Raw genomic sequence first — 19,268 nt, 5'->3', positions numbered from 1 at the left:
GTCAGGTGAAGTTACGGATGCCGTCCCATTCCACCAGCCTCCAGCCGGTCACTGGGTTGCCGGTGATCACCACGCGGCCGATGTTGGGCAGTGGATGGGTGGTCAGCAGGCTGTCCCTAGAGTTTCGTGCGTTCATCAGCGTCCAGATCATGATCGCTACCCCCTGCGAGAACACGACCGGCGTATTGTGGCCGCTGTCGTAGATCTTGCGGACGGCGGCGCTGAACTGGGAATTGAATTCGGTGCCGCTGATCGACCCCGGAATAGTGTTGTGAACATCGCCGGCCAGCCAGTCTGCCGGTGCCAGCATATATGTTGAGTTGGCCATTGATTCGGGTTTGCCGTTGAACCAGCCGGCGTTGATCGCTTGCAGGCCCGGAAGAATCTCGACTTGCTTGCCAAGTTCGCCGGCCAACGGCCCGGCGGTCTGCTGGTCGGCCGCCATGGGGGAGGAATAGATGCTGTCGACATCTCTGCGGGAAACCTGGTGCGCGACCTGCTGCGCCTCTGCTTTGCCGTCGGCGCTGAGGCCGGAACCGGGCATGTCGGTGTCGATGATCCCGTCGGCGTTGGCCTGGGATTGCGCGTTGCGGATAAAGGTCAAGGTGATGCTGCGTGGCTGCGTGGGACCGCCGCAGGCGCCGAGGAGTAGCGTCGCGGCGAGCACGGCTAGAACTGTGCAGGCCTTCCGGACCGGGGTGCGCTTCGCCATGGCGATAGCCTGCCCTGTCGATACCGTCCGGGGGAAGGGCTTGCGATGATTTTCCAACCGGGAGGAGAGTTGCATGGCGATTGATCCGAACTCCATAGGTGCAGTGACCGAGCCGATGTTGTTCGAGTGGACCGACCGGGACACGCTGCTTTACGCGATCGGGGTGGGCGCCGGGACCGGAGATCTGGCGTTCACCACGGAGAACAGCCACGGCATCGACCAGCAAGTGTTGCCGACGTATGCGGTGATTTGCTGTCCGGCGTTTGGTGCGGCCGCAAAGGTGGGAACATTCAACCCGGCGGCGCTGCTACACGGCTCCCAGGGCATCCGGCTGCATGCGCCGCTGCCGGCGGCGGGAAAACTGTCGGTGGTCACCGAGGTCGCCGACATCCAGGACAAGGGGGAGGGCAAGAACGCCATCGTTGTGCTGCGCGGCCGCGGTTGCGACCCGGAATCGGGTTCGTTGGTTGCCGAAACGCTTACCACGTTGGTGCTTCGGGGTCAGGGGGGTTTCGGAGGAGCGCGGGGTGAGCGGCCGGCCGCGCCGGAATTTCCGGACCGCCACCCCGACGCCCGAATCGATATGCCGACCCGTGAGGACCAGGCGCTGATCTACCGGCTCTCCGGTGACCGCAACCCGCTGCACAGCGACCCCTGGTTCGCCACGCAGCTGGCCGGGTTTCCCAAGCCGATCCTGCACGGGTTGTGCACCTACGGGGTGGCGGGCCGGGCGCTGGTGGCCGAGCTTGGCGGCGGTGTGGCGGCCAACATCACCTCGATCGCCGCGCGGTTCACCAAGCCGGTGTTTCCCGGCGAGACGCTGTCGACGGTGATCTGGCGCACCGAGCCGGGCCGGGCGGTGTTCCGCACCGAGGTGGCCGGCTCCGACGGCGCCGAGGCCCGGGTGGTGCTCGACGACGGCGCGGTGGAGTACGTGGCGGGTTAGCTGCGCCGAGCAGACGCAAAATCGCCCAATTCGGCACGAAATTGGGCGATTTTGCGTCTGCTCGCGGGCCTTAGGTGCCGTCGGCGCCGGTTCCGCCGTTCCCGCCGCCACCGCCGTTGCCGCCGTTGCCGATGAGCTGGGCGTTGCCGCCGACCGCGCCGGCACCACCATTGCCACCGTTGCCGGCGGTATCGCCGGTCCCGCCGTTGCCCCCGGCACCGCCGGACCCACCACTACCGCCGTTGCCGATCTGCCCGGCAAGCCCGCCGGCCGCACCAACGCCGCCCTTGCCGCCGTTGCCACCCACGCTGGCGGGCCCGATACCGCTTCCGCCGTTTCCGCCGGTTGCGCCGACACCGCCGGCCCCGCCATTGCCGAAGAGCGACCCGCCGCCGCCGCCGAGGCCCCCGCTGCCGCCGTTACCGCCCAGTCCGCCCGTGCTGCCAACCGACAAGGCGACACCGGCGTTACCGCCGGTGCCGCCGGCCCCGCCGTTGCCGCCGATGCCGCCGCTGCCGGTAAACCCGGCCGTGCCGCCGGCCCCGCCGTTGCCGCCATTGCCGCCCGTTGCACCCGTTGGGGGTGTTCCGGTGGTGGTGGTCGCGGTGCTGCTCCCGCCCGCCCCGCCGTGGCCGCCGGCCCCGGCGTTGCCGCTTAGCAAGCCGCCATTCCCGCCGTTGCCGCCGTCCCCGCCGGTGCCGGCGATCGCGTCGGCCCTTCTGCCGGCGGTGTTCCCGCCGGCGCCGCCGTCCCCGCCGTGGCCGCCGGCTCCGATCAGCCGGGCGCTCCCGCCGGCCCCGCCGTGGCCGGCGGCGCCGCCGTCGCTGCCATTGCCGCCGGCGATGTTGGCCCCGCCGGCCCCGCCGTTGCCGCCGTCCCCGCCGTTGCCGTACAGCTGACCACCGGCCCCGCCGGCGCCGCCGTTCCCGCCGGCCCCGCCGTTGCCCACGCCACCGGTTTGGTTTCCGCCGGCGCCGCCGGCCCCGCCGTGGCCGCCGGCGCCGATCAGCCCGGCGTTTCCGCCGGTCCCGCCGCTAGCCCCGACACCACCGGTGCCGGCGCTGGTATTGTTGCCGCCGTTGCCGCCGGCCCCGGCGGCCCCGCCGTTGCCGTACAGCCACGCTCCAGAGCCGCCGGCTCCGCCGGTACCGCCGGTGCCGCCGGTGGCACCACCGGCGTTGTTGAGCCCGCCGGCGCCGCCGGCACCGCCGGCGCCGCCGCTGCCGTAGAGCCACCCGGCCGCCCCGCCGGCCCCGCCGGTCCCTCCGGTGCCCCCGGTGAGGGTGGCGCCACCGCTGGAATTCTTCCCGCCGGCCCCGCCGGTCCCGCCGGCGCCGCCATCGCCGACCAGGTACCCGCCGCCGCCACCGGCGCCGCCCGCGCCGCCGTTGCTGGCGGCCGGGCCGGTCTCGGTGTTTTGCCCGCCGATGCCGCCGGTCCCGCCGGTCCCGCCGGCGCCGAACAGCCCGGCGTGCCCACCGGCCCCGCCGGCGCCGCCGACCGAAGAGGTCAAGCTGTTAAAGCCGCTGCCGCCGTTGCCGCCGGTGCCGCCGGCCCCGCCGTCGCCGAACAACCAGCCGCCGTCACCGCCGGCTCCGCCGGCCCCGCCGGTGCCCCACAGCCAGGCCCGGCCGCCGGCCCCGCCGGCCCCGCCGTGACCACCGGTTCCGGTGCCCGCGCCCCCGATGCCGCCGGCCCCGCCGTTGCCGTACAGCCACCCGCCGTTGCCGCCGAGGCCGCCGGCGGCGCCGGCCCCGCCGCCGCCGCCGGCCCCGCCGTTGCCGATCAACCCCGCGCTGCCGCCGTTGCCGCCGGCCACCCCGGCGGTCGTCTGGGTAAAGCCGTTGCCGCCGTTGCCGAACAGCAGGCCGCCGTTTTGGCCGTCCGGGTTCTCCGCGGTCCCGTTGGCGCCGTCGCCGATCAGCGGGCGGCCGAACAGTGTCTGGGTGGGCGCGTTGATCGCGTTGAGCACCATCTGCTCGACGGTGTGGCTCTCGGCGGCCGCATACAGGTTGCCGCCGGAGGTCAGGGCCTGCACGAACTGGTCGTGAAAGATCGTCGCCTGGGCGCTGAGCGCCTGATAGGCCTGGGCGTGCTGGCCAAACAGCGCCGAGATGGCCAGCGACACCTCGTCGGCGCCGGCCGCGGCAACCTGGATCGTCGGGGCCGCGGCCGCCGCGGTCGCGGCGCTGATCGCCGACCGGATGCCGGCCAAATCGGTCGCCGCCGCTGCCAGCATCTCGGGGTTCGCGATCACAAACGACATGGCTGTTCTCCCTTCAATGGGTCGAAGGGTATCGCCGATCACGGCATCACGTCTGGTGTTTCGCCGCAGGGCCCCGGTGGACCCAAAGCGGCGGCCACTAATTACTAAGACCTGAAAAAGTCGCGGTTGCATTGACGGCGGCGGGCTGGGCGACCTGCGTGGCGTGGTCGGGGTGGGCGCGGGTGTCTGTCACGCTGCCAGGGTGCTGATCTTGACGAGGTTGTGGGCGAAGACGCCGTGTCCGCACCAGGTTCGGGCGCCGGTGATGCCGGTGAGTTCGGTGCGGTTCCAGCCGTAGCTGCGCTTGAGGTGGTTGATGCGTCCTTCGGATCCGGTTCGCCATTTGATCTTGTCGCGGAATGCCCGTCGGTGTTCGAATGCGCGGCGGGTGGCGCTGGGTTTGCTCTTGCGTGGGATGGCCACGTTGCGCACCCCGAGCTGGTGGAGATCATCTTCGACCGATGCGTCTCCGCAGCCCCGATCAGCGGTCACTGCCCGTGGTGGGCGTCCGGTGCGGCGGCTGATCCGTTCGATGGCGGGTGCCAATTGCGGTGCATCTGCGGGGTTTCCGAGCTCGACGCTGTGGTCCAGGATGACACCGTCGGCGTTGTCGACGACCTGGGCCTTGTAGCCGAACTCGACCGGCTTGCCCAATCGTCCCTTGCGGATCGGGCGAGCGTCGGCATCGTGGAGACTGACCAGGCGGCTGCTTGAGTCGGGCATTACCCCGGCCAGCCGGCTACGGGCCTGGTCCACCACCCGCTCGGTGCGTCCGATCAGCTTCTCGAGATGGTTGATGGCCTGGCGTAGCCAGGCTTTGCGCCGCCCACTGGCGCGGCGCACCGCACGTTGGGCGTTACGTACCACCGCGGCAGCCTCGGTCAGCGCCTGCTCGGCGATCCCGGCTAGCTCCCCGGTGATCCGGCGCACGAAGGCCTGCGCCTGATCGCGTTGCTGCGCGCCGCGTAACCGCAGCTTGGAGGCGATCGCGCGGGCCCGACGACCCACCGAGCGGCGCCGATCCCGCGTCCGCGGCTTTGATCCGCGCCACGGTGCGCGCCATCGAGCCGACCGCCTTGGCGAGCAGTCCAGTGTCGGTGGGATAGCCCACATCGCCCTCCACCACGGTGGTGTCGGCACGGACCTTGTTGGTGCGCAACAGCTTTTCGCTGGCCGCCTTGGCCAGCAGCGCCTCATTGAGCCCGGCCACCGCATCCTCACCGCAGCGCGTGGTCAGCTTCATCAACGTGGTTGGGTGCGGCACCGATCCCTCCAACGGAATACGGCAGAACCGCCGCCAGGTGATCGAATCGGTGACCTCCCGACACAGCGACTCATAGCCCAACCGGTAACGGAACTTCAAGAACATCAACCGCAAATAGGTCTCCATCGGTATGGACGGCCGACCCATCCGCGGGTCGAAGAACGGCACAAACGGGCAGAAGAACGCCGAATCATCGAGCAGCGCATCCACCCGGGCCAGCTCTTCGGGCAGCCGCCGCAACTCCTCGGGCAGCACGGATTCCCACAACGATGCCTGATCGCCTACAGTACGAAACACGATGGCCTCAATCCCTTCCGCAACAAGGGCATTGAGGCCATCCTCCCAGCTCAGCGCCAACCAACCGAGGAACAACGCGCCGACTTTTTCAGGTCCTAGTAATTAACACCGACGTTACTTAAAGCCTGCGCGAGTCGAACGTCGGCCCATGACGCCGACCGCTTGTGCTACAGTTAGCACAATGACCTCGGTGGGGGTGCGTGCGCTGCGGCAGCGGGCCAGCGAGCTGCTGCGCCGAGTCGAGGCCGGCGAGACGATCGAGATCACCGACCGCGGCCGGCCCGTCGCCCTGCTCTCGCCGCTGCCGCAGGGCGGTCCATACGAGCAGCTGCTGGCAAGCGGCGAGATCGAGCGTGCCACGCTCGACGTCGTTGATCTGCCCGAACCGCTCGACCTCGACGCGGGCGTCGAGCTGCCGTCGGTGACGCTTGCGCGCCTGCGTGAGCACGAGCGTTGATGGCGGCCATCTATCTCGACTCGTCCGCGATCGTCAAGCTCGCGGTTCGCGAGCCAGAGTCGGACGCGCTGCGCCGCTACCTTCGCACCCGCCACCCGCGAGTGTCGAGTGCCCTTGCGCGCGCGGAGGTCATGCGGGCCCTGCTTGACAAGGGTGAATCAGCGCGGAAAGCCGGCCGCCGGGCGCTGGCTCATCTCGATCTGCTGCGCGTCGACAAGCGCGTCCTCGATCTCGCTGGTGGGCTGCTGCCATTCGAGCTGCGCACGCTCGATGCCATCCACTTGGCGACGGCGCAGCGGCTCGGCGTCGATCTGGGCCGGTTGTGCACCTACGACGACCGGATGCGCGACGCCGCCAAGACGCTCGGCATGGCCGTGATCGCCCCGTCGTGACCCGGCGAGCAGACGCGAAAGTCCCCGAAACTGCCCTTGAACAGGCTGGTTGCCGCCGCCTCCGCCGCGATCGCGCAGAGAGGGAATAGATACGTCAAGACCTCTCCTTGTGTGCGAATGTACATGTACAAATGCCCATTACTACGGCGTGGCGGGTACGTCGTGGTCGACCGCCGAGCTCACAATTCTCCCGTGGCCGCCTTCCCCGCAGGGCGACCTTTCGGCTCGGTCTCGGCGTGCAACTGCTTTAGCTTCGCGTTGTGCTCCCTTGGGAAGCGCACCACCATTGCGTAGCATTCGCCGCCCAAATTAGGTGTAAATCATCTGGACACTGTTTATGAAAGTGCTGTGGTTTCAATTATGCATATCCGATGCTGATGAAATCCACTAAACTGCTCTGCAGCGTGAGGCGTTCGACGCCGGCCGATGTGTGAGCTTCAAGTCCGCAAGATACTCCGAGAAAGGCCAGGCAATTGAATGTTGCAGTATTGTCGAAGGCAACCTACCCGCCGTGATGGGAAGTATAGGTCGCCGCAGGGTATGCGTGTCTTTCTGTAGTGGATGACCCGGGGCGTCTGGACAACTCGAATTCCGAGATCATTGCTAACAACCCTGATGGTCGTGTTGGTCGACGGGCATAGGTACATGTTGCGTTGATATTTGAAATATTTGGGTATCTCCGAAGTGAAGCAATATCGCCGATTGCTCGTTCGCTGAAAATAGCGACTCACTGTTGCTCCGGTGAGGTTAAGAATGGGAGGCGTATTGACTCTGGATGCGGCTTTTCTGGGGAGTGTCCCTGCTGACCTTGGGAAAGCATTGTTAGAACGGGCTCGAGCGGATTGTGGCCCTGTGCTGCATCGGGCCATTGAGTCGATGCGCGAGCCGTTGGCGACGATGGCGGGATATCACCTTGGCTGGTGGAACGCCGATCGATCCACAGCGGCAGGATCGTCGGGCAAGTATTTTCGCGCCGCCCTTGTCTACGCGGCGGCCGCGGCTTGCGGTGGTGATGTCGGTGATGCTACTCCGGTGTCGGCGGCTGTGGAGTTGGTGCACAACTTCACGTTGTTGCATGACGATGTGATGGATGGGGATGCGACTCGCAGGGGACGGCCGACGGTATGGAGTGTGTGGGGTGTGGGCGTCGCGATCCTGTTGGGAGATGCGTTGCACGCCACGGCCGTTCGGATACTGACCGGCCTGACCGACGAGTGTGTGGCGGTCAGGGCGATAAGGCGATTGCAGATGTCGTGCCTGGACTTGTGTATCGGCCAGTTTGAGGATTGTTTATTGGAGGGACAGCCCGAAGTTACAGTCGATGACTATCTGCGGATGGCCGCGGGCAAGACGGCCGCCCTGACCGGTTGTTGTTGCGCTCTGGGAGCTTTAGTGGCCAATGCAGACGACGCGACGATTGCTGCGTTGGAGCGTTTTGGCCATGAGTTGGGTCTTGCGTTTCAATGCGTCGACGATCTGATCGGCATCTGGGGTGACCCTGGTGTGACGGGAAAGCCGGTCGGCAACGACCTTGCCCGACGTAAGGCGACACTGCCAGTTGTTGCCGCCCTGAACTCGCGATCCGAAGCGGCGACCGAATTGGCGGCCCTCTATCAAGCACCTGCCGCAATGACAGCAAGCGATGTCGAGCGGGCTACCGCGCTTGTCAAGGTGGCCGGGGGTGGTCATGTGGCGCAGCGATGCGCCGATGAACGCATCCAGGCTGCTATTGCGGCACTGCCCGATGCGGTGCGATCCCCAGACCTGATCGCGTTGTCGCAACTGATATGTCGCCGGGAGTGCTGATGGCTGAGGTGTTCGTGGGACCGGTCGCACAGGGATACGCTTCGGGTGAAGTCACGGTGCTGTTGGCGTCGCCGCGGTCGTTTTGCGCCGGTGTAGAGCGTGCTATCGAGACGGTCAAGCGAGTGCTTGACGTGGCCGAAGGCCCGGTGTATGTGCGCAAGCAAATCGTGCACAACACTGTTGTGGTTGCCGAGTTGCGGGACCGGGGAGCAGTGTTCGTCGAGGATCTCGACGAGATTCCCGATCCGCCGCCGCCGGGGGCGGTCGTGGTGTTCTCCGCGCATGGGGTTTCCCCGGCGGTGCGCGCGGGCGCTGATGAGCGGGGACTGCAGGTCGTCGACGCGACCTGCCCACTGGTGGCGAAAGTCCACGCTGAAGCCGCACGGTTTGCCGCGCGCGGTGACACGGTGGTCTTCATCGGGCACGCCGGACATGAGGAGACCGAAGGCACGCTTGGCGTCGCTCCGCGGTCAACATTATTGGTGCAGACACCCGCTGATGTGGCAGCGTTGAACCTGCCCGAGGGTACCCAGCTATCGTATCTGACCCAGACAACCCTGGCACTTGATGAAACTGCCGATGTCATTGATGCGCTGCGCGCGAGGTTTCCGACGTTGGGCCAACCCCCCTCTGAAGACATCTGCTATGCCACCACGAACAGACAGCGTGCGCTGCAATCGATGGTCGGTGAATGTGACGTTGTGTTGGTGATTGGCTCGTGCAATTCGTCGAATTCGCGGCGTCTGGTCGAGTTGGCGCAGCGAAGTGGGACGCCGGCCTACTTGATTGACGGGCCTGATGACATTGAGCCCGAATGGCTGTCGTCGGTCTCGACGATCGGTGTCACCGCGGGAGCCTCCGCGCCGCCACGACTGGTGGGGCAGGTGATTGATGCACTTCGCGGATACGCCTCGATCACCGTGGTGGAACGCTCGATAGCGACCGAGACGGTGCGATTCGGCCTTCCCAAACAGGTTCGCGCGCAATGACAACCACGATTCGCAACGGACGCGGGGACTTGATTTGAACCGCCCCGGCATGTCCGGAGACTCCAGTTCTTGGAAAGGATGGGGTCATGTCAGGTGGTTCATCGAGGAGGTACCCGCCGGAGCTGCGTGAGCGGGCGGTGCGGATGGTCGCAGAGATCCGCGGTCAGCACGATTCGGAGTGGGCAGCGATCAGTGAGGTCGCCCGTCTACTTGGTGTTGGCTGCGCGGAGACGGTGCGTAAGTGGGTGCGCCAGGCGCAGGTCGATGCCGGCGCACGGCCCGGGACCACGACCGAAGAATCCGCTGAGCTGAAGCGCTTGCGGCGGGACAACGCCGAATTGCGAAGGGCGAACGCGATTTTAAAGACCGCGTCGGCTTTCTTCGCGGCCGAGCTCGACCGGCCAGCACGCTAATTACCCGGTTCATCGCCGATCATCAGGGCCACCGCGAGGGCCCCGATGGTTTGCGGTGGGGTGTCGAGTCGATCTGCACACAGCTGACCGAGCTGGGTGTGCCGATCGCCCCATCGACCTACTACGACCACATCAACCGGGAGCCCAGCCGCCGCGAGCTGCGCGATGGCGAACTCAAGGAGCACATCAGCCGCGTCCACGCCGCCAACTACGGTGTTTACGGTGCCCGCAAAGTGTGGCTAACCCTGAACCGTGAGGGCATCGAGGTGGCCAGATGCACCGTCGAACGGCTGATGACCAAACTCGGCCTGTCCGGGACCACCCGCGGCAAAGCCCGCAGGACCACGATCGCTGATCCGGCCACAGCCCGTCCCGCCGATCTCGTCCAGCGCCGCTTCGGACCACCAGCACCTAACCGGCTGTGGGTAGCAGACCTCACCTATGTGTCGACCTGGGCAGGGTTCGCCTACGTGGCCTTTGTCACCGACGCCTACGCTCGCAGGATCCTGGGCTGGCGGGTCGCTTCCACGATGGCCACCTCCATGGTCCTCGACGCGATCGAGCAAGCCATCTGGACCCGCCAACAAGAAGGCGTACTCGACCTGAAAGACGTTATCCACCATACGGATAGGGGATCTCAGTACACATCGATCCGGTTCAGCGAGCGGCTCGCCGAGGCAGGCATCCAACCGTCGGTCGGAGCGGTCGGAAGCTCCTATGACAATGCACTAGCCGAGACGATCAACGGCCTATACAAGACCGAGCTGATCAAACCCGGCAAGCCCTGGCGGTCCATCGAGGATGTCGAGTTGGCCACCGCGCGCTGGGTCGACTGGTTCAACCATCGCCGCCTCTACCAGTACTGCGGCGACGTCCCGCCGGTCGAACTCGAGGCTGCCTACTACGCTCAACGCCAGAGACCAGCCGCCGGCTGAGGTCTCAGATCAGAGAGTCTCCGGACTCACCGGGGCGGTTCAATTACCGCGATCGGCGGACCTTGCGATGTGCAGGCATTGCCCGAAAGCCAGCTGCCAGAGCTGGCCGTGCAGATGCGTCGGCGGCTCATAGAAACAGTGACGGCTACCGGTGGCCATCTCGGCGCGGGACTTGGCATGGTAGAGCTGACCATCGCATTGCATCGGGTGTTCACCTCGCCACACGACATCGGTGTTCGACACCGGGCACCAAACCTATCCGCACAAGCTGCTCACCGGCCGCGGTAAAGACTTCGCCACGCTGCGCCAGGCCGATGGTCTATCGGGGTATCCCAACCGCCATGAATCGCCACATGACTGGGTCGAGAACTCCCATGCCTCGGTCAGCCTCGCCTGGGTGGACGGCATCGCCAAAGCATTGGCCCTGCAGGGGCAATGCGACCGACGTGTCATCGCGGTGATCGGTGATGGCGCCCTCACCGGGGGCGTGGCATGGGAGGGCCTGAACAACCTCGGTGCCGCTACCCGGCCCGTGATCGTCGTGCTCAATGACAATGGCCGCTCCTACGACCCCACCGCTGGGGCTCTTGCGGCACACCTAGAAGAACTTCGCGTCGGCACACCCCGAGGGCCGAACCTCTTTGAGAACATGGGATTTACCTACATCGGTCCGGTCGATGGGCACAACATCCCCGACACGTGCGCGGTTCTACGAAAAGCGGCCGCGGCAGCTAGGCCCGTTGTTGTTCACGCAGTGACTAGTAAGGGCCGGGGTTATCCTCCAGCCGAAGCTGACGAGAGGGACCATATGCACGCCTGCGGGGTGGTCGACATTGCCACCGGCCTCGCTAGCACACCCAGTCAGCGGAGCTGGACCGACGTGTTCGAGGACGAAATCGCGCGCATTGCTGACGACCGATCCGACGTCGTCGGGCTGACCGCGGCGATGCGTCTGCCCACTGGTCTAGGCGCGCTGTCGAGGCGATACCCGCATCGGGTGTTCGATTCGGGCATCGCCGAACAACACCTGTTGGCCAGCGCGGCCGGGCTAGCTGCCGCGGGAACCCATCCCGTTGTCGCGGTGTACTCGACGTTTCTGCACCGCGCCTTTGACCAACTTCTGTTCGACATCGGGCTGCACCGGTTACCCGTGACGCTGGTGCTGGACCGGGCTGGGGTAACCGGGCCCGACGGACCCAGCCATCACGGTTTGTGGGATCTGGCGCTGCTGGCCTGCGTGCCCGGGTTTCAGATCGCCTGTCCGCGCGACGCGCCTCGGCTACGACAACAGTTGCGTACCGCGATCGCGACCGCGGCTCCCACCGCCGTGCGTTTCCCCAAAGGGGCGCCGGGCGAACCGATCACGGCCGAACACACCATCGGTGGCCTCGACGTCTTGCATACACCACCACCGCATTGGCGACCCGACGTGCTCTTGGTCGCAGTGGGTGCCATGAGTCGACCATGCATGGACGCCGCCCGGTGCCTCAGCGAGGAGCAGATCGGGGTGACAGTCGTTGATCCACAATGGGTCTGGCCAATCAGCCCGGCACTGACCGAGCTGGCTGGCCGCCATCGGATCACCGTGTGTGTCGAAGATGCGATTGCCGACGTGGGAATCGGCGCGCACCTTAGCCACCACATCGGGCGGACACACCCGCGGACGCGCACCTACACACTGGGACTGCCACCGGCCTACATTCCCCACGCCAGCCGCGACCACATCCTTTCCAGCCACGGACTCACCGGCCCCGCAATCCGCATAAGATGCAAATCACTACTTAACGCACTACATGAAGTCCCTGGACCCGAAGACCATCCTGATTCCGGCGATAGTTATTAAGAGGAAGCATGAACTTGGTTAGCGAAAAAGAATTCTTGGATCTTCCTCTAGTATCCGTAGCAGAGATTGTACGTTGCCGTGGACCGAAGGTATCCGTCTTTCCCTTCGATGGCACACGCCGCTGGTTTCACCTCGAATGTAATCCGCAGTACGACGATTATCAGCAGGCCGCCTTGCGTCAATCAATTCGTATTCTGAAGATGCTCTTCGAGCACGGCATCGAAACAGTAATCTCGCCAATCTTTAGCGACGATCTTCTGGATCGTGGTGATCGATATATCGTACAGGCGCTCGAAGGGATGGCCTTGCTTGCCAACGACGAGGAAATTCTGTCGTTCTATAAAGAACACGAGGTCCACGTTCTTTTTTATGGTGATTATAAGAAAAGATTGCCTTCGACCGCGCAAGGGGCAGCCGTTGTCAAGTCATTCGATGACCTAACAATCTCTACGTCATCCAACACTGAACACAGACTATGCTTCGGTGTTTTTGGCAACGATGCGGCTGAGTCTGTTGCGCAGTTTTCTATCTCGTGGAACGAAACGCATGGTAAACCTCCCACGCGGAGAGAGATTATCGAAGGTTATTACGGCGAGTATGTTGACAAGGCTGACATGTTCATCGGATTTGGGCGTTTCAGCACTTTCGATTTTCCGCTGCTCAGCTCAGGAAAAACGAGTCTATACTTCACCGTTGCTCCCTCATACTATATGACCGAAACAACGCTCCGGAGGATCTTGTACGATCATATCTATCTCCGTCATTTCCGGCCCAAACCTGACTATTCAGCGATGTCGGCCGATCAGCTCAATGTACTGCGCAACAGATATCGAGCCCAGCCTGACAGAGTTTTCGGTGTGGGTTGTGTTCATGATGGAATCTGGTTCGCGGAGGGCTGATGGTATGGAGACTTTCAGGACTCTGCTAGCGAAAGCGGCACTAGGCAACGGCATCTCGAGCACAGCCTATGACACCGCGTGGGTCGCGAAGCTGGGCCAGCTCGATGATGAGCTAAGCGACCTCGCCCTCAACTGGCTTTGCGAGCGCCAGCTTCCTGACGGCTCATGGGGAGCCGAGTTCCCTTTCTGCTACGAAGATCGACTGCTCTCCACTTTGGCGGCCATGATCAGCCTCACGTCGAATAAGCATCGTCGGAGGCGCGCAGCGCAAGTTGAAAAAGGCTTGCTAGCCCTGAAGAACCTTACCTCGGGTGCTTTCGAAGGCCCTCAACTTGATATAAAAGACGCAACCGTCGGGTTTGAGTTAATCGCACCTACGCTGATGGCTGAGGCGGCGCGACTTGGCCTTGCCATTTGCCACGAGGAATCCATCCTCGGCGAGCTTGTCGGAGTGCGTGAGCAGAAGTTGAGAAAACTCGGCGGAAGCAAAATCAATAAACATATCACCGCAGCTTTCTCCGTAGAACTGGCCGGCCAAGACGGTGTCGGTATGTTGGATGTCGATAACTTGCAGGAGACAAATGGATCGGTCAAGTATTCGCCATCAGCGTCAGCCTACTTCGCGTTACATGTTAAACCAGGAGACAAGCGGGCCTTGGCGTACATCTCATCGATAATTCAAGCCGGCGATGGCGGTGCGCCGGCCTTCTATCAAGCCGAGATTTTTGAAATTGTTTGGTCTCTATGGAATCTCTCGCGTACGGATATTGATTTGTCCGATCCTGAGATCGTTCGTACGTACCTACCCTATCTTGACCATGTCGAACAACATTGGGTCCGTGGTCGAGGTGTGGGGTGGACAGGAAATTCCACCTTGGAAGATTGTGACACCACAAGTGTGGCCTACGATGTTTTGTCGAAGTTTGGACGGTCGCCGGATATCGGAGCCGTATTACAATTCGAAGACGCCGATTGGTTCCGTACCTACTTTCACGAAGTCGGCCCCTCGATATCGACGAACGTCCACGTGCTCGGTGCGTTGAAGCAGGCGGGCTACGACAAATGTCATCCACGAGTACGAAAGGTTCTGGAATTCATCCGATCAAGCAAGGAGCCTGGACGGTTCTGCTGGCGGGATAAGTGGCACCGATCGGCATATTATACGACTGCGCATCTGATATGTGCTGCCAGTAACTATGATGATGCCCTATGCTCAGATGCGATTGGGTGGATTCTTAATACGCAGAGGCCCGATGGCTCGTGGGGATTTTTCGACGGCCAAGCGACTGCGGAAGAGACAGCATATTGCATTCAAGCTCTGGCGCATTGGCAGAGGCACAGCGGCACATCCTTGTCGGCGCAGATCAGTCGCGCGGGTGGGTGGCTATCGCAACACTGCGAACCGCCATACGCGCCGTTGTGGATTGCCAAGACACTTTACTGCTCGGCGACGGTAGTTAAGGCTGCCATCCTAAGTGCACTGCGGCTGGTCGATGAGAGTAACCAATGAGGCGTCCCTGTCGGCGATGTCCGGCTCGTCACGTTCGGTCATGGTCCCGCGCCGTCCAGGATCGCTCCAAGGCTGGACAAATCGCGAACGACGCCGTCGCGAGTTTGTCCGGAACGGTCCACGAGGTACGCGCGCATGCCCGCGCACCGTGCGCCCTCAACCCAGTCGGCGATGTCGTCGAAGAACAGGCATGACGTTGTCGAGACGCCGAGGGCTTCCGCGATCGCTTGATAGGCCCGCGGGTCAGGCTTGGCAGCTCCGATCATCTGCGAACTCAGCACGACGTCGACGAGGTCGTGCAGAGCGGCGCACTGAAGGAGGCTGCGGGCGCTGACCAACAGGCTGTTGTTTGTGAGAACACCGACCTTGAGGCCACGGCGCCGGGCTTCTTCAAGGGCTGGACGCGCGTCTGGATATCCCTGGGCGAACGCCATGTAGTCGAGGCGCACTAGCTCGTCTCTTGCCTTCGAACCGAGCTCGAGCTCGCGCGCCAGGCTCGAGAGGAACTCGCTAATTGGCTGGGTTTCAACGAACGCGTCGTCGATAGTCAATCCGTTGAGCCACCCACCCCAGCGGCGTTCGATCTCCTCCAATGGTAGGCCCGTGATTCGCCGCACATCCTCCTCGGCACGTGTCCAGTCAAAGCTGGTGAGCACACCGTCACGGTCGAAAACAACCGCGCTAATGCTCAACGCGTCCTCCCTTGATGGCCACAGATTGTGTTCGTAAACATACCAGTAAGGCGATTCGCCGCGACCTTCGGTGCGACATTCGCAAGCCTTTTGCGGCCGAGGGTTTTTCACACCGGCGGGCGTCGGCGATGATACCCGGTGACTTGCTGAAATGCGTGGCCGGCTCGGACGAGCAAGTGCTCGTCGAATTCACGGCCGATGAACTGGACGCCGAGCGGCGTTCCGCGCGCCGTCGTTCCCGCCGGTAGGCATATCGCGGGATTACCGCTGACGTTGAACGGTGCTGTCGGCATCGCCAGTCTGGCGGTCAGCTCCGGGTCTTGTCCGAGCCCGCGCATGGTTTCCAGTGTGGGCGAGGCAATTCCGGCGCTGGGCATCAGCAGGATGTCCACGTCGTGGAACACGCGACGCAGCGATCGCGTGAATTCCAGACGCCGCTCGGTCAGCGTCTGATATTCCACCGCAGCCAGCCTGTGTCCGGCGTCGATCATTGCGCGCATGATCGGCCCGTACTCGTCGGCGCGCGCCGGGTAGGTGTCGGCATGCGCGATCGCCGTTTCGACCGCGCGCATTTTTCCGAACGCTGCCACCATCGGCGCAAGCGCGGGCAGCTTGACGTCGATGACGGGCCATCCGATGTCGTCGAGCGTTTTGACGACATCGGCCAGCATCGCCGTGGTGTCCTCGTCAAACGACGTCGTCTGCGACCAGTCCACCCCGACACGCGGAATCCGTGTCAAGGCGAGGTCGGCGGCATAGTCCGGAACGGGCTCCGCCGAGCACGAGGGATCGTGGATATCGGATCCCGCTATGACACTGAGCAATACCGCCGCATCGTGAGCGCTACGGGTGATCGGCCCGACGTGGTCGTAGCTTGCCGCAAGTTCGACGACGCCGTGACGGCTGACCCGGCCCCACGTCGGTTTGATCCCGGTGACGCCGCACATGCTCGTCGGAAAGCGAATCGACCCCCCGGTGTCCGACCCGATCGAGCCGAAGCACAATCCCGCCGCGGTGGCCACGCCGCAGCCGCTCGAGGACACGCCCGCCCACGCTGTCGGGTCCCAGGGATTGACCGGGGTCGGCAGACTGGGGTGATAGCCGAGATAGGCCCCCTCCGTCATGGCCAGCTTGCCGATGATCACCGCGCCGGCCGCGCGCAACCTCGCGACAACCGTCGCGTCGTATGCCGGGCGAAAGTCACGAAAGATGGTGGTGCCGGCCGCGGTCGGGGCGTCGACCGTGTAGCAGAGATCCTTCACGCCGATCGGTACGCCGTGCAGGACACCCTCGTAGTGGCCGCGCGCGATGTCGGCGTCGGCGGCACGTGCCGCCGCTAGCGCAGTTTCCGGCATGACGAAGGCGTAGCTCTTCAGCTGGGGGTCAAGCCTTTCGATACGCCGCAGCGTCGACTCGGTCACTTCTGCCGACGTCAGTTGCCGGGTGCGGATCAGGTCGGCGACCTCGGTCAGCTCGAGTTTCGAGATCGCGTCCTCGTCGAGTCGGGGAGGGACCGCACTGTCAGCATCGGTCATGGCGCTAATCATCAAATTTGGGTGGGCGTCCCTGGCTGAAGGCCGCCACCCCTTCGCGTAGGTCCGCCCCCTCGTAGGCTTCGACACCGAACCGGATCAGCGCATCGGTGTCGGCGCCGGTCAGCGCTCGGCCGTGCATGTTGGCGACCACCTTCGCCGCACGCATGGTCACCGCGGATTGCCGACAGACCTGGCCGACCAGTTTGGCCGTCGCGGCCGCCAAATCCTGTGGTGCGACGACCTTTTGCACCAATCACCAGCGGGCGGCTTCCTCAATGCCGATCAGTTCTCCGCTGAACAACAGATACTTCAGCGCCGCCGGACCGATGAGGCGCGCGACGGTGTCCGCCTCGGTGAAGCCCGTCGTGACGCCGAGCTTGCCCAGCGGGATGCCGAAGCGCGCGTCGTCGGTCGCGATGCACACATCGCAGGCCGTCGCCAGCTCACAGCCGCCACCGACGGCGAGCCCCCGGACCGCCGCGATGACTGGGATCGGCATCGTGGTCAACGCCCTCAGGCAGACGGCCAGGCTCTCGTTGTACTCCGCGGCGTCCGCGGCGCTCATGCGGGTGTTCGGAAACTCCTTGATGTCGGCACCCGCGGCGAACGCCTTGTCACCGGCGCCCCGCAGCACCACCGCCCGCAGCCCCGATTCGCCGGCGAGATCGTCCAGCAGCCGCTTCAGCCGACGCCAGCTCGCCAGGTTGAGTGCGTTCTGCGCCTGCGGATGGCTCAGCGTGATCAACGCAACGTTTCGATGGCGTTGCAGCGCGACACGATCGACGACGCCTTCGGCGGGTGGTTGCTCGCGCATCAACTGGCACATCTCAGCTTCGATGTCCCCGCCGCACGGATTGCTAGCCTCGTCCATCTTCGTCATTGCACGCCGCCTCATGGTGCCGACCTGTGCCGCGTCTCGAGTTCTCTGGCAGCACCCGGTGTCGATAAAGACGTGCCTAAGCTACCAGCCAGGTCACCGCAGAGGACGCGCATAGGCGGCGCTGATCCCTGACCTGATGCCGCCCAAGTCTGTCGCCGCCGCGGCCAGCATCTCCGGGTTCACCAATGCAAACCACATGGCCGTCCTCCTCGTTGACGGTCGGAGCGTATCGCCCGCGGCGGCACCGCGTCTCACGTTGCCCGCAGGGGAGCCTCACGGAGCTGACGCGCCAGCCGATCGGTGAACTCCGCGACCCGTGCGGGACTGTCCAGCGCAAACAGTGCGGCGGTGGCGCGGTCACCGTCGTCGGTGTGGCGCACCACAATTGGAACACCATGGGGGCCGACCACATCGAAAGCGTCCTCGTCGGTGATGTCGTCGCCGAGGTAGATCGGCACCAGGGGAGCCGAGCCCGAATGCGGCAGATGGTCAAGAACCCACAGCAGCGTTTTCCCCTTGTCCCAGTCGACATCGGGACGCAACTCGATGACTTCGCGGCCCGTCGTCACCCGCAGCGCATGACGCTGCTCGGCCGTGCGCACCGCCGCGGCGACTTCGCCGACCCGGTCCCGGGCCGCGTTGCGGTAGTGCACGGCGACGCCAAACCGCTTGTGCTCCACCACAACACCCGGGAAGGGTCCAAGTTGCTGGCGCAGCTCGGCAGCCGCCTGTTTCAGCACCGGTATGGCTGCCGCCGCGGCGTCGTTCTGGTGGTGCGTTCCGTCGGGTGCGGTCAATTCGAAACCATGGCTGCCGGCATACCAGATGCCGGGCAGACCCACCCGCTGTGTCACGTCGGCCAGGTCGCGGCCACTGAGCACCGCGATCGGACAGCGCGCGGCCAACTTCTGCAGTGCCTCCAAGGCACCGGGGGCGAGCCAGGCCGCGTCGGGATCCTCGACAATGTCGGACAGCGTGCCGTCGAAGTCGAAGAACACCGCGGGCTGCCGGGCGACCAGGCCGTCGGCCAGGCCGAGTGCCTGTAACGCGTCGGGCAGCTGCGACATGCGTCGGTCCCCGGTGCGCACGCTGACCTCGCTTAGGTCGGTGACCACCGTGTCGGCGCCGTCGCGACGCAATGCGTCCCGACACCCGGTGCGGTCGACACCGATGATCAGCGCAAATCCGCTTTCGCGTGCGGCCGTGACGCCCGCCGAGTGGGCCGAGACGACCACGCACCGGCCCGGCCGCACCGCCAGACGGCCGGCCGCTACGATCGGAACGTCTAGGCCACTACCGAAGACGCCGGTGCCCACACCGACTTCCTGGAGTTGCCGGACCAGTTCCTGGGTGGCGTCCAACGTGGTGTCGAACAGCACCGCGTCATGGCGGCGCGGATCGATGGTGACCGGGCCCAACTTGCGCACGACCC

16 protein-coding genes, 1 pseudogene and 7 other annotated features are annotated in these 19,268 nt (G+C 64.6%); of the genes and pseudogenes, 8 read left to right on the top strand and 9 right to left on the bottom strand.

Annotation, left to right across the window (positions count from 1 at the left end; genetic code table 11):
- Position 1: 1 nt before the first annotated feature.
- Entirely contained in the window at positions 2 to 712 is a 711-nt protein-coding gene (gene lpqD / locus Rv3390) for a lipoprotein LpqD (protein NP_217907.1), read from the bottom strand.
- Positions 713 to 785: 73 nt separating this feature from the next.
- Here lpqD and htdY point away from each other — a divergent pair, with 73 nt between their 5' ends.
- Entirely contained in the window at positions 786 to 1,658 is an 873-nt protein-coding gene (gene htdY / locus Rv3389c; protein ID NP_217906.1) for a 3-hydroxyacyl-thioester dehydratase HtdY, read from the top strand.
- A gap of 70 nt (positions 1,659 to 1,728) precedes the next feature.
- On the opposite strand, the gene PE_PGRS52 is transcribed toward htdY, so the two are convergent.
- From PE_PGRS52 to Rv3386, 3 genes are all read right to left on the bottom strand, one after another.
- Positions 1,729 to 3,924: a PE-PGRS family protein PE_PGRS52 gene (gene PE_PGRS52 / locus Rv3388; protein YP_177968.1), complete on the bottom strand. Its 2,196-nt coding sequence runs from the start codon at positions 3,922 to 3,924 to the stop codon at positions 1,729 to 1,731.
- A 98-nt stretch (positions 3,925 to 4,022) separates the two neighbouring features.
- Positions 4,023 to 4,047: a repeat region (25 bp inverted repeat at the right end of putative IS1560, TAATTACTAAGACCTGAAAAAGTCG), on the top strand.
- Positions 4,023 to 5,590 (bottom strand) — a mobile genetic element (IS1560-2, len: 1568 nt. Possible Insertion sequence element IS_1560. Second copy in MTCY10G2 from 11273 to 12919.). It overlaps the preceding feature by 25 nt.
- Positions 4,114 to 4,791, bottom strand: a complete 678-nt coding sequence (locus tag Rv3387) for a transposase (protein NP_217904.1) — start codon at positions 4,789 to 4,791, stop codon at positions 4,114 to 4,116. (Overlaps the previous feature by 678 nt.)
- Positions 4,781 to 5,485, bottom strand: a complete 705-nt coding sequence (locus Rv3386) for a transposase (protein NP_217903.1) — start codon at positions 5,483 to 5,485, stop codon at positions 4,781 to 4,783. Before Rv3386 ends, Rv3387 begins: the two co-directional genes overlap by 11 nt.
- Positions 5,566 to 5,590 (bottom strand) — a repeat region (25 bp inverted repeat at the right end of putative IS1560, TAATTACTAGGACCTGAAAAAGTCG).
- Positions 5,591 to 5,633: 43 nt before the next feature.
- On the opposite strand from Rv3386, the gene vapB46 reads away from it, so the two are divergent.
- From vapB46 to Rv3377c, 7 genes are all read left to right on the top strand, one after another.
- On the top strand, positions 5,634 to 5,942 hold the full coding sequence (gene vapB46, locus Rv3385c; RefSeq protein ID NP_217902.1) for an antitoxin VapB46: 309 nt from the start codon (positions 5,634 to 5,636) through the stop codon (positions 5,940 to 5,942).
- Positions 5,942 to 6,334 carry a ribonuclease VapC46 gene (gene vapC46 / locus Rv3384c; RefSeq protein NP_217901.1) on the top strand — a complete coding sequence of 131 codons (393 nt, stop codon included), beginning with the start codon at positions 5,942 to 5,944 and terminating at the stop codon, positions 6,332 to 6,334. The genes vapB46 and vapC46 overlap by 1 nt, the downstream gene beginning before the upstream one ends.
- A 753-nt stretch (positions 6,335 to 7,087) precedes the next feature.
- Positions 7,088 to 8,140: a polyprenyl synthetase IdsB gene (gene idsB, locus Rv3383c; protein ID NP_217900.1), complete on the top strand. Its 1,053-nt coding sequence runs from the start codon at positions 7,088 to 7,090 to the stop codon at positions 8,138 to 8,140.
- Positions 8,140 to 9,129: a 4-hydroxy-3-methylbut-2-enyl diphosphate reductase gene (locus Rv3382c; protein ID YP_177967.1), complete on the top strand. Its 990-nt coding sequence runs from the start codon at positions 8,140 to 8,142 to the stop codon at positions 9,127 to 9,129. Before idsB ends, Rv3382c begins: the two co-directional genes overlap by 1 nt.
- 35 nt (positions 9,130 to 9,164) lie before the next feature.
- Positions 9,165 to 9,192, top strand: a repeat region (28 bp inverted repeat at the right end of IS6110,TGAACCGCCCCGGCATGTCCGGAGACTC).
- Positions 9,165 to 10,519: a mobile genetic element (IS6110-15, len: 1355 nt. Insertion sequence IS6110.), on the bottom strand. It overlaps the preceding feature by 28 nt.
- Positions 9,216 to 10,477: a sequence feature (similar to insertion sequence element IS986/IS6110 transposase; Probable transposase subunit for IS6110. Identical to many other M. tuberculosis IS6110 transposase subunits. The transposase described here may be made by a frame shifting mechanism during translation, the sequence UUUUAAAG maybe responsible for such a frameshifting event (see McAdam et al., 1990).), on the top strand. It overlaps the preceding feature by 1,262 nt.
- Positions 10,492 to 10,519 (bottom strand) — a repeat region (28 bp inverted repeat at the left end of IS6110,TGAACCGCCCCGGTGAGTCCGGAGACTC).
- Before the next feature lie 190 nt (positions 10,520 to 10,709).
- Complete coding sequence (gene dxs2, locus Rv3379c; RefSeq protein ID NP_217896.1) at positions 10,710 to 12,320, top strand: 1-deoxy-D-xylulose-5-phosphate synthase; 1,611 nt, start codon at positions 10,710 to 10,712, stop codon at positions 12,318 to 12,320.
- A gap of 8 nt (positions 12,321 to 12,328) precedes the next feature.
- Positions 12,329 to 13,219 carry a diterpene synthase gene (locus Rv3378c; protein NP_217895.1) on the top strand — a complete coding sequence of 297 codons (891 nt, stop codon included), beginning with the start codon at positions 12,329 to 12,331 and terminating at the stop codon, positions 13,217 to 13,219.
- A 4-nt stretch (positions 13,220 to 13,223) separates the two neighbouring features.
- Positions 13,224 to 14,729, top strand: coding sequence for a type B diterpene cyclase (locus Rv3377c; protein NP_217894.1), 1,506 nt, complete (start codon positions 13,224 to 13,226; stop codon positions 14,727 to 14,729).
- 38 nt (positions 14,730 to 14,767) lie between these two features.
- Here the strand turns inward: Rv3377c and Rv3376 are convergent, their stop codons facing one another.
- From Rv3376 to otsB2, 5 genes and pseudogenes are all read right to left on the bottom strand, one after another.
- Positions 14,768 to 15,421 (bottom strand): phosphatase, encoded by a 654-nt coding sequence (locus Rv3376; protein NP_217893.1) that lies wholly within the window; start codon positions 15,419 to 15,421, stop codon positions 14,768 to 14,770.
- 107 nt (positions 15,422 to 15,528) lie between these two features.
- The gene (gene amiD / locus Rv3375) at positions 15,529 to 16,956 is read right to left on the bottom strand and encodes an amidase (RefSeq protein ID NP_217892.1); all 1,428 of its coding nucleotides are present in this window, start codon (positions 16,954 to 16,956) and stop codon (positions 15,529 to 15,531) included.
- Positions 16,957 to 16,960: 4 nt separating this feature from the next.
- Positions 16,961 to 17,209, bottom strand: a pseudogene (locus Rv3374).
- Positions 17,210 to 17,851: an enoyl-CoA hydratase gene (echA18, locus tag Rv3373; RefSeq protein ID NP_217890.1), complete on the bottom strand. Its 642-nt coding sequence runs from the start codon at positions 17,849 to 17,851 to the stop codon at positions 17,210 to 17,212.
- 236 nt (positions 17,852 to 18,087) lie between these two features.
- A complete protein-coding gene (otsB2, locus tag Rv3372; protein NP_217889.1) occupies positions 18,088 to 19,263 on the bottom strand; it encodes a trehalose 6-phosphate phosphatase in 1,176 nt (391 codons plus the stop codon).
- Positions 19,264 to 19,268: the final 5 nt, after the last annotated feature.

It is taken from the genome of Mycobacterium tuberculosis H37Rv, assembly GCF_000195955.2.
GTDB classification, from domain to species: Bacteria; Actinomycetota; Actinomycetes; order Mycobacteriales; family Mycobacteriaceae; genus Mycobacterium; species Mycobacterium tuberculosis.
This window is presented reverse-complemented; position numbering and strand designations above follow the sequence as displayed.

Bases quoted from the DNA above. Each gene is read 5' to 3' on its own strand.
- lpqD (NP_217907.1), bottom strand. From the start codon at position 712: ATGGCGAAGCGCACCCCGGTCCGGAAGGCCTGCACAGTTCTAGCCGTG.
- htdY (NP_217906.1), top strand. From the start codon at position 786: ATGGCGATTGATCCGAACTCCATAGGTGCAGTGACCGAGCCGATGTTG.
- PE_PGRS52 (YP_177968.1), bottom strand. From the start codon at position 3,924: ATGTCGTTTGTGATCGCGAACCCCGAGATGCTGGCAGCGGCGGCGACC.
- vapB46 (NP_217902.1), top strand. From the start codon at position 5,634: ATGACGCCGACCGCTTGTGCTACAGTTAGCACAATGACCTCGGTGGGG.
- vapC46 (NP_217901.1), top strand. From the start codon at position 5,942: ATGGCGGCCATCTATCTCGACTCGTCCGCGATCGTCAAGCTCGCGGTT.
- idsB (NP_217900.1), top strand. From the start codon at position 7,088: ATGGGAGGCGTATTGACTCTGGATGCGGCTTTTCTGGGGAGTGTCCCT.
- Rv3382c (YP_177967.1), top strand. From the start codon at position 8,140: ATGGCTGAGGTGTTCGTGGGACCGGTCGCACAGGGATACGCTTCGGGT.
- Rv3378c (NP_217895.1), top strand. From the start codon at position 12,329: ATGAACTTGGTTAGCGAAAAAGAATTCTTGGATCTTCCTCTAGTATCC.
- Rv3377c (NP_217894.1), top strand. From the start codon at position 13,224: ATGGAGACTTTCAGGACTCTGCTAGCGAAAGCGGCACTAGGCAACGGC.
- amiD (NP_217892.1), bottom strand. From the start codon at position 16,956: ATGACCGATGCTGACAGTGCGGTCCCTCCCCGACTCGACGAGGACGCG.
- echA18 (NP_217890.1), bottom strand. From the start codon at position 17,851: ATGAGGCGGCGTGCAATGACGAAGATGGACGAGGCTAGCAATCCGTGC.